Annotated in this window: 14 protein-coding genes; 4 read left to right on the top strand and 10 right to left on the bottom strand. The window is 60.9% G+C overall.

Translation table 11 applies throughout. The annotated features are described in order from the left end of the window. Positions 1-122 precede the first annotated feature (122 nt). The 3 genes from CN311_RS05165 (at position 123) to CN311_RS05155 (ending at position 2353) form a co-directional block, all read left to right on the top strand. Positions 123-1016, top strand: a complete 894-nt coding sequence (locus tag CN311_RS05165) for a branched-chain amino acid aminotransferase (RefSeq protein ID WP_097572308.1) — start codon at positions 123-125, stop codon at positions 1014-1016. Positions 1017-1161: 145 nt separating this feature from the next. Continuing rightward, complete coding sequence (locus CN311_RS05160) at positions 1162-1479, top strand: hypothetical protein (RefSeq protein ID WP_097572307.1); 318 nt, start codon at positions 1162-1164, stop codon at positions 1477-1479. 232 nt (positions 1480-1711) lie between these two features. After that, positions 1712-2353 (top strand): MBL fold metallo-hydrolase, encoded by a 642-nt coding sequence (locus CN311_RS05155; protein WP_097572310.1) that lies wholly within the window; start codon positions 1712-1714, stop codon positions 2351-2353. Positions 2354-2582: 229 nt separating this feature from the next. Here CN311_RS05155 and CN311_RS05150 read toward each other — a convergent pair whose 3' ends face one another. From CN311_RS05150 to CN311_RS32165, 4 genes are all read right to left on the bottom strand, one after another. After that, positions 2583-3002 (bottom strand): BA14K family protein, encoded by a 420-nt coding sequence (locus tag CN311_RS05150; RefSeq protein ID WP_097572306.1) that lies wholly within the window; start codon positions 3000-3002, stop codon positions 2583-2585. 200 nt (positions 3003-3202) lie between these two features. After that, a complete protein-coding gene (locus tag CN311_RS05145) occupies positions 3203-3415 on the bottom strand; it encodes a cold-shock protein (RefSeq protein WP_008877668.1) in 213 nt (70 codons plus the stop codon). A gap of 256 nt (positions 3416-3671) precedes the next feature. After that, the gene (locus CN311_RS05140) at positions 3672-3884 is read right to left on the bottom strand and encodes a cold-shock protein (RefSeq protein ID WP_006202520.1); all 213 of its coding nucleotides are present in this window, start codon (positions 3882-3884) and stop codon (positions 3672-3674) included. A 130-nt stretch (positions 3885-4014) separates the two neighbouring features. Next, positions 4015-4314 (bottom strand): hypothetical protein, encoded by a 300-nt coding sequence (locus tag CN311_RS32165; protein ID WP_133117137.1) that lies wholly within the window; start codon positions 4312-4314, stop codon positions 4015-4017. Positions 4315-4400: 86 nt separating this feature from the next. Between CN311_RS32165 and CN311_RS05135 the strand changes: the two genes are divergently transcribed. Then, positions 4401-4805, top strand: coding sequence for a Kazal-type serine protease inhibitor family protein (locus tag CN311_RS05135; protein ID WP_097572305.1), 405 nt, complete (start codon positions 4401-4403; stop codon positions 4803-4805). Between the two features lie 81 nt (positions 4806-4886). Here CN311_RS05135 and CN311_RS05130 read toward each other — a convergent pair whose 3' ends face one another. The 6 genes from CN311_RS05130 to CN311_RS05110 all read right to left on the bottom strand — a co-directional run bounded on the left by CN311_RS05130 (position 4887) and on the right by CN311_RS05110 (position 8121). Beyond that, complete coding sequence (locus CN311_RS05130; protein ID WP_097572304.1) at positions 4887-6440, bottom strand: EAL domain-containing protein; 1554 nt, start codon at positions 6438-6440, stop codon at positions 4887-4889. Positions 6441-6591: 151 nt separating this feature from the next. Continuing rightward, positions 6592-6819: a hypothetical protein gene (locus CN311_RS05125; protein ID WP_097572309.1), complete on the bottom strand. Its 228-nt coding sequence runs from the start codon at positions 6817-6819 to the stop codon at positions 6592-6594. 102 nt (positions 6820-6921) lie between these two features. Further along, a complete protein-coding gene (locus CN311_RS32455) occupies positions 6922-7059 on the bottom strand; it encodes a hypothetical protein (RefSeq protein ID WP_165779591.1) in 138 nt (45 codons plus the stop codon). A 165-nt stretch (positions 7060-7224) separates the two neighbouring features. Next, positions 7225-7473, bottom strand: a complete 249-nt coding sequence (locus CN311_RS05120) for a hypothetical protein (RefSeq protein WP_097572303.1) — start codon at positions 7471-7473, stop codon at positions 7225-7227. Continuing rightward, the gene (locus tag CN311_RS05115) at positions 7470-7736 is read right to left on the bottom strand and encodes a hypothetical protein (RefSeq protein ID WP_097572302.1); all 267 of its coding nucleotides are present in this window, start codon (positions 7734-7736) and stop codon (positions 7470-7472) included. Before CN311_RS05115 ends, CN311_RS05120 begins: the two co-directional genes overlap by 4 nt. Before the next feature lie 178 nt (positions 7737-7914). Beyond that, positions 7915-8121, bottom strand: a complete 207-nt coding sequence (locus tag CN311_RS05110; protein ID WP_097572301.1) for a cold-shock protein — start codon at positions 8119-8121, stop codon at positions 7915-7917. Between the last annotated feature and the right edge of the window lie 250 nt (positions 8122-8371).

Below are 8371 nucleotides of genomic sequence, written 5' to 3'. Positions count from 1 at the left end.
CCTCAAATATCCGCTTACGCTTCGAGGCACTCTACGCTTTGAGAAATGGGCCGCCCGGTGCGGCCGACACGAAAAACGCAACGACACAATGATATGCGGGCCGTCGCCCGCGGGAGGTTATCATGGCATCCGTTCCTTTCGACCAAATGGATGGCTTTATCTGGATCAACGGCGAGTTCGTCAAATGGGCTGACGCCAAGATCCACGTCCTGACCCATGGTCTGCACTATGCCAGCGCGGTGTTCGAGGGCGAGCGCGCCTATGGCGGCGAGATTTTCAAGCTGACCGAGCACAGCGAGCGCCTGCATGAATCGGCACGCCTGCTCGGCTTCAAGATTCCCTATTCGGTTGCCGAGATCGACGATGCCTGCCGCACGCTGCTGAAGAAGCAAGGGTTCCAGGACGCCTATGTGCGGCCGATCGCATGGCGCGGCAGCGAACAGATGGGGGTTTCGGCGCAGAACAGCCGCATCAACTGCGCCATCGCCATCTGGCAGTGGCCGAGCTATTTCGACCCCGCGCAGAAGCTGAAGGGAATCCGTCTCGATGTGGCGGAATGGCGCCGCCCCGATCCGCGCACCGCGCCGTCGAAGTCTAAAGCCGCCGGTCTCTACATGATCTGCACGATGTCCAAGCATGCCGCCGAAGCCAAGGGCTATGCCGACGCCATGATGCTCGACTGGCGCGGGCAAGTCGCCGAAGCAACGGGCGCCAATATCTTCTTCGTCAAGGACGGCAAGATCCACACGCCGAAGCCCGATTGCTTCCTCGACGGCATCACCCGTCGTACGGTCGTCGGCCTTGCCAAGGATCGCGGCCTCGAGGTGATCGAGCGTGCCATCATGCCGGAAGAGCTGGAAGGCTTCGAGCAGTGTTTCCTGACCGGGACGGCAGCCGAGGTGACGCCGGTTTCGGAGATCGGTCCATACCGATTCGAGGTCGGCGAAATCGCCAAGACGCTGATGAATGACTATTCTGCGGCCGTTCAACCCAAGCACGCGATCGCCGCAGAATAACGAAAGTCACAGCTTTTTTTACAAGTAGGGGCGGTTTTCGGGCCGCCTCTTTTATTTAAGCAGTTCTGCATTTGACTTTCGTCCAATTCGGCGTCTCATGATGCTGTCGGCCCGGGAGGCTGGCAGCTATGGAGGGACTGGTATTATGGACATGAACACGCTTCTTCCGATCATTATTCAGGTGATTACGGGTGTCATCGGTGGTCAGGCGGTGGGCGCGGCGATCAAGACGGCGGCGATGGGTCAGCTTCCGAAGATCCTTGGTGGCGCCGTTGGCGGCGTCGGCGGCGCAGCCATCCTCGGTAGCCTGCTCGGCGGCGGCACAGTCGACCCGGCAGCGGCGGCAGCGGCAACAGGCGGATTGGGCAGCGCGCTTAATCTGCAAAACATCATCGGCGGCGCCGGTGGTGGCGCCATTCTGACCGGCATCATCGGCGCGGTCATGAATGCAATGAAGAAATAAGCTTGGCGGTTTCGGGCTTTCAAATGGGCGGCTTTGGCCGCCCATTTCCATTTCAGCCTGGTCTGTCATGACACGGTGGACGCCAGTTGCTTGTGTCCCTAAAGCGCTCGCTTGAACGAATTCACGCGACGCGCTTTTGGTTCTTGTTTTTATGCATGTCGTTATCGCAAAACCGCTGCACACTTTTGCGCGACATGCATTACATCTGGGACGCCACCGCGAAAGGACGATCATGGGTCAACTCAATGCCGGTATCGTGCCGGTCACGCCCTTCCAGCAAAACTGCACCATCCTCTTCGACATGGATGACAAACAAGGCGTCGTCGTCGATCCGGGCGGCGACATCGACAAGGTGCTGGCAGTGCTGAAGGAGAATGCCATTACCGCCGGCGCGATCTGGATCACCCATGGTCATATCGATCATGCGGGCGGCGCAATGGAACTGAAGGAGGCGCTCGGGGTCGAGATTGTCGGCCCGCATGAGGCCGACCGTCCGCTGCTCGCCAATCTCGAGAGCCAGGCGAAACTTTACGGCATCACCGATGCCGTGCGCAATTGCGTGCCCGACCGCTTTCTCAGCGAGGGAGACACCGTCTCGTTCGGCCAGCACGCGTTCGAGGTCTTCCATTGCCCCGGTCACGCGCCGGGCCATGTCGTCTACTACAACCGTGCGGCCAAATTCGCCCATGTCGGCGATGTCCTGTTTCGCGGCTCCATCGGGCGAACCGACCTGCCGGGCGGTGACCATGCCGCACTGATTGCCTCGATCAAAAACAAGCTTTTGCCGCTTGGCGACGACATTGGCTTCATCTGCGGCCACGGCCCCGGCGGCCGCTTCGGCGAGGAGCGGCGGAGCAATCCGTTCCTGGTCTAGGGTGTGCCGATATTCAGGTGAGGCCGGCCTGCAAACGGCGGCTTCCTGCGCTTCCGGTGCTCACGTACTTTGAGTACGCTCCGCTCCGGTTCTCGGAACCCACCATTTTCGACTCGGCCTGACCTGAATCTCAACACACCCTGGCGGGCCAACTTGGTTGGAGAGCCGGACACAAAAAAACGCCGACCTCGCGGCCAGCGCTTTTTGTTGGGCAGGGAAGCCCTTGGTTTTAGTTGGCGGTGCAGAAATGCTGTTCGCCGTCATAGCCGGTGAACGTGCCCGTGCGGGCATTGAAGCTCCGGTAGCGATCCGAACAGTATTCGTACCAGCCACGGGTCCATGGCTCGGCGTAGCCTTCATTGTAGGCGACCCGCGGTTCCACATAGTAGCGGCGCACCGGGGCCGGCCGCGGATAGCGATCATAATCGTCATAGCCGGGGTAGTAGCGGGGCTGCGGATTGCTGAGCGCGCCGCCGATCAGGGCGCCGGCCGCGAGGCCGAGGACGCCGGCGGCGACAGCGTCGCCATTGCCATGGCCACGATGGTGGCGGTGGTAACGCCAATCGTCGGCGCTGGCCGCGGGCAAGGTCGCCAGCGTGGTTGCGACGACGGCGGCGGACAGGATGGCGGTCTTGAAAATTCGATTCATATCGGTCTCCTTCGTGCCGGCCCGACAGTGGGGATGCGGTCCGGCTTTACCGAAGATTAATAGGCGACCGTGGCTGAACGGGGGCTGAACGAAGTTGGCGGGCCGAAATCGGCGACCGGCCGCGGCACGGACGGCAAATGTCGCACGCTCATGCGGAGCAAGCCTCTAGCGCGGGAGCCGTTCGGCCGTCTTGAGCCGGCTCAGCCGACCGACAGGTTAACGGCTTTCGGACCCTTGCCGCGCTTGTCCGGCTCGGTGTCGAATGTCACTTTCTGCCCATCCTCAAGACCGGGAAGACCCGACGCCTGCACGGCCGAAATATGGACGAAGACATCCTTTGCGCCATCATCCGGCGTGATGAAGCCGAAGCCCTTGGCATGATTGAAGAATTTGACGGTGCCGGTCTGCGGCATGGGAAGCTCCTTTGATCCCATCAAGTCAAGTCTCGGGCCGGCAAATGCCCGAGTGAAATTTGTCCTTTATTTTAGCGCTATCGGCAAGTGAAAGTTTTTGCGGGCATTTTTGCTCGCCGTCCTCGATATGAAAAAGGCGCGACGATAATCGTCGCGCCTTCGAAAACTCGGATGCGGCCCTGGAAGCCGGCGCAGCCCGTGGAGAGGCTCATGGACGTTTCGCAATGTCCGAACGGACTTGCGACGCGCCGAACGCTCAGGCGGCGCGGAGATTGACCGCCTTCGGACCCTTGCCCATGCGGTCAGGCTCGACGTCGAAAGTGACCTTCTGGCCATCGACGAGGGTGCGCAGGCCCGAAGCCTCGATCGCCGAGATATGGACGAACACGTCCTTGGCGCCGCCGTCTGGCGTGATGAAGCCGAAGCCTTTGGTAGCGTTGAAGAATTTAACGGTGCCGGTCTGGGCCATTGGGGAAACTCCTTCACCCGTGTCAGTCTTGTGGTTTGCCCGCCGCCTGGCGCCGTGGGCAAGTCCCGGTGGTTGCTTCGGCAGTCATGCATTGGCGCATGGTCAAACCCCCCGCCGAAAAACGGGGCCGTCAGAGATTCACAGTATCGGGGAAAGGTCGTCCAAAACGTTCCGCTCTCCGGGTCGCAAATGCCCGAACACAAAATTTATCGCACGGAAACGTGATGGTTGCAAGATAGTGCCGCGGGCCACCCATTGTGCGTCCCGACGCATCGCATCGATAGACCTGGGTCTTCGTGCGGTCATCGGCCAGAACCCGGCCACGCATGGTCCAGTCGGCGAAGCGTTCGGTCGTTCTGGCAGCCGCCCAGAAACGGGATTGCATTTGCCGATGGAATGACGAGGATCGATCCAGTTTGATTTTGCGCATGATCCTTTCCGAAAATAGATTTTCGGAGTCATGCGCCGGAGCGGAGCGCGTTTTGCGCCGGAGCGGGGGTTCGAGGGAGTATAGTCATGAGATTTCTTGCGGCAATCTTTTCGCGTCAGGGTTTTGCCGTCCTGTTGTTGTCGACAGTTCTTGCAGCCTGTACCGCGGTGGTGGTGGATGAAGGACCGGGGTACCGTCCGCCAAGGCCTGGACCGCAATTCTGCACCAAGCAGTATGACCCGGTTTGCGCCAGGCGCGGCGGCGACCGCCAAACCTTCGCCAATGCCTGCCTTGCGGAGCGGGCCGGATACCGCATCATCCGCGACGGTCAGTGCCGTGACGGCGGCGGTGGCGGTGGCGAGGAGCAGACGTTCTGTACGCGCGAATATGCCCCCGTCTGCGCCCGTCGCCGTGGCGAACTGCGCACCTTCCCCAATGCGTGCGAGGCCCGCGCCGCCGACTACCGGGTAGTCGACGACGGCCCCTGCTGAGGGGCACGGCTCTCCTATCTCCCCCGTGCTGGGGGAGATAGGGCTTGCCCATCTCTCGGCTGGTCACCCTTGTGACTGCCTCTACGCCGACTGTTTCATCTTGCGGTAATAGGCGATGAACTCAGCCGCCGGCATCGGCTTGGCAAACAGCCAGCCTTGGCCGAAGTCGACATCGCGCTCCAGCAGATAGTCGGCCTGCGCCTGCGTCTCGACGCCCTCGGCAACGATCTTCAACTTCAAGGTCTTGGCCATGTCGATGATATGCGGCGTGACGGAACTGGTGGCGGAATTCGTGGCGATCGTATCGATGAAGGACTTGTCGATCTTCAGCGCATCGAGCGGCAGTCCTTCGAGATGCGAGAGGCTGGAATAGCCGGTGCCGAAATCGTCGATTGCGACGGAATGGCCAAGTTCGCGGGCGCGGATGAGGGTCGAGCGCGCTGAATCGATATTGACGAAACCGCGCTCCGTCGCCTCCAGCCAGATCTGCCGAGGCCGAATTCCGGTGTGCTGCAGGGCCTTTTCGATGACGGGGAGGATCCTTGCCGTTTCGACGTCGGCGGGACTGAGGTTGATCGCGATGTGGAGGGAACGATTGGCGACGAGGAGCCGGTTCAGGTCAAGAACCACATGGGCTACCACCTGGTCGGTGATCGCCGCGATCAGGCCGCTCTCTTCGGCCAGCGGGATGAAGAGATCGGGCCGGACCAGCGAGCCGTCCGGGCGCCTCCAGCGCACCAGAGCTTCCGCTCCGATGCATCTGCCGGTCCTGAGTTCTACGATCGGCTGATAATGGACGATGAATTCGCGCTTGCGTACGGCAATCTGCAATTCTCTCAGCGGCGACAGCCGCCGTCGCGACAGCCAGACAACCGTGCCAATGGCGAAGGCGGCGATAAAGGCGCCAAGCGGAAGCAGCAGCAATCGCTGCCTGCGCACACTGTCCACGATCTGGCTTTCCGGTTCGCTCGCCACTGCGGTCCAGTCCGCCCCGCGCGCGGTGGCGAACAGATGGCCGTCGTCAAGGCCCTTGCCGGGGCCGGCGATGATCTTGTCGATGCGGGCGGAATCCGGCCCGTTCAGCGTGCCGAGCAGGATGCCTTGGTTCGTTGCCAAAGCGAGCTGAGTGCCGGGATCGACGATGACGTCGACAAAGCGCACGGGATCGACAAGGACATTGTGGTCCTTGTAGCGCAGCGCCATCAGCGGATGGTCATGGTTGGCTAAGGGCCGCATGCGCGCCGTGACGGCAACGCCGTCCCGCGTGGTGAAATCCGGAGCGGTTTGCGCGACGCTCCCTTCGGTCGACCCCCAGGACGTGCATTTGAGCAGGCCATTTTCGAAATAGCCCATTTCCTCGATCGCGCGCGTGTTGATGGTGAGTTGCCGCATGCGGGCGATATGGCCATCCGAGCAGCGGTCGCTGGCAAACCGGTCGATCTCGCGCAGTGCATCGGTCGCATCCCTGAGGGATATGTCGGCCCTGGCGATGGCGAGGTTGGCGAACAGCGCCAGGCGGTCATGCTCTTCCTGAACCGCCAGGACCCATGAAAAGTGGAACATCGCCACGATGGGCACGATGGCGCCGAGCAAGGCCAACACCACCGCAGTCACGATGATGCGCGGCCTGTCCATATGCCTCCTGCCTTCGGCCGGTGATGACCTGCCGGTTCCACGCGCAATCCCGCCGGGACGGGCACCGAGCCTCGCTCCAGCGGACCCTTATATGGCTTCGACGTTACGTGACCTTTAATGCGATCCGCGTCGTGGTCGGGTAAGCGCAGTCTTACTCATCCAGCGTCGGATACGTCCCGTCCGCTGGCCCGGCATAGAGCTCACAGCCGCTCTCGTCGGAAATACGCAGGCGGTCGGGAATCTGCGGCATCGCCAGCGTGTGGAACAGCGCGCTGGCGCCGTGCAGGGCGGCACGCAGGTTCGGTGCTTCGAGCGGCACCCTGTCGAGCATCGCTTCGTCGGCATCGCGCGAACGATAGAACTCGATGACGAAGTTCAAGCATGCCTCCATGTTGCGGCGGGAATGCCGCAATCCGTGGTCGCACCAGCTCCGATGCAGGTGTCGACAGGCTCGAAGAGGATCGCGGGGTGCTTCGGAGCGTTAGCCCTTGGACTTCGGCTTCAAACCTGCTTCCGCCTGCTTTACGGTCGAGCCGAAGGGCGAGGCAGGCTTTGCTGCCGTCTTGTCCTTCTTGGGCTTGCGTGTCTCGCGGTTGCTGCGCTGTTGACCCTTGGCCATCTTCTGATCCCTCGTATGTTGACGGTTGGTGCTGCTTAAAGCGCATCGCGTTTGAACGGATTCGTGCGCCGCGCTTTAAGCTCTTGTTTTATGCACGGTCGTTGTCGCAAAACCGCTACGCACCCCTCGGGTCAAGCCCGAGGGCATGCTTTTGAGCGACATGCATTAGCTGGCCGGATTGTCGGCCGCTTCGAGATTGTCTTCCGTTGTCACCCGTTCATAGGTCTCCTGGTCGCTGCGGATGCGGTATTGCGGCGAACCGTCCTTGACCGGCAGCCTGCTCTTGATTTGGAACAGTTCCGCAGCCTTCTGGGCAAGGCCGGTACGGCTCTTCATGCGCACTGTCTGGCCAACGGTGAAAAGATGCGCCGGCGTGTCGGTGCGCGGGCGCGCATTCTGCTGGAAGCGGATCATGCGGCGTTCTCCCTATCGAGTCTCAGCGCGGTTTCGAGTTCGGCGTGGTCGACGGCGACAAGCTGGCTGGTCGCGCTTTTCACCGTCCTTGCCGGCAGATGGATGAAGGTGGCGACACGGCGCCAGGCAGGCCACGACATGCCGTCAATCAGCTCTTCGTCATGGTCGATGTCGTAGTCTCCCGCCGGCAACTTTCCTTCCAGCCCGCCGAGTGCGAAGGGTGCCTCGAAATGCGCGATGGAATGGGTGGTGCGGCCGGACATTTCTTTTACCTCGAAGTTCTATCCTGGCATCGGCATCGTGCCTGGAAGCAAAGCGTCTGTCCGAAAGCAAAAAAGCGGGGCGAACCCCGCTTCTCCTATCACCGGCAATCGCTGGAGATGAGCCTCTTTCGAGAGCTGCCAGTACATCCGTGGTCAGCGTTCATCGAATTCGGCCGGGTCAGATCAGTTGCAGATTGGCGGCCGACTCGCGGCCCTTGGTGTCACGCTCCAGATCGAACTGCAGTTTCTGGCCCTCGGCCAGGCCGGGGAAGCAGGCGCGTTCAAGCGCGCTGACATGGACGAAGACGTCCTTGCCGCCATCGGCCGGCTGAATGAAGCCGAAGCCCTTCTGGCCGTTGTAGAATTTCACGGTTCCCGTGTTCATGTGAGTGTCTTTCAAAGAGAGAAATGAACGCTGGGCAAAATGCGCCGCGCGTTCCCGTATCGGGGATTTGGAATGAGTTTGGCGGGTCGAGAACCTCTGACGCCGCGAGATGCCAAGCTTGGCCCAAAAAACGATCTCATTCTATTAGTCCGAAATTGTGGTTTATTCAAGAAAATTTCCGATAGAATTCGAATGATCCGGAAATTTTACCCCATGTAAATTTTTAAAAAGGCTGCTATGGTTCAATAAT

This window comes from Mesorhizobium sanjuanii, from assembly GCF_002529485.1.
Taxonomy (GTDB): Bacteria; Pseudomonadota; Alphaproteobacteria; order Rhizobiales; family Rhizobiaceae; genus Mesorhizobium; species Mesorhizobium sanjuanii.
Note: the sequence above shows the minus strand (reverse complement) of the source record. Positions and strands in the feature narration are given on the sequence as shown.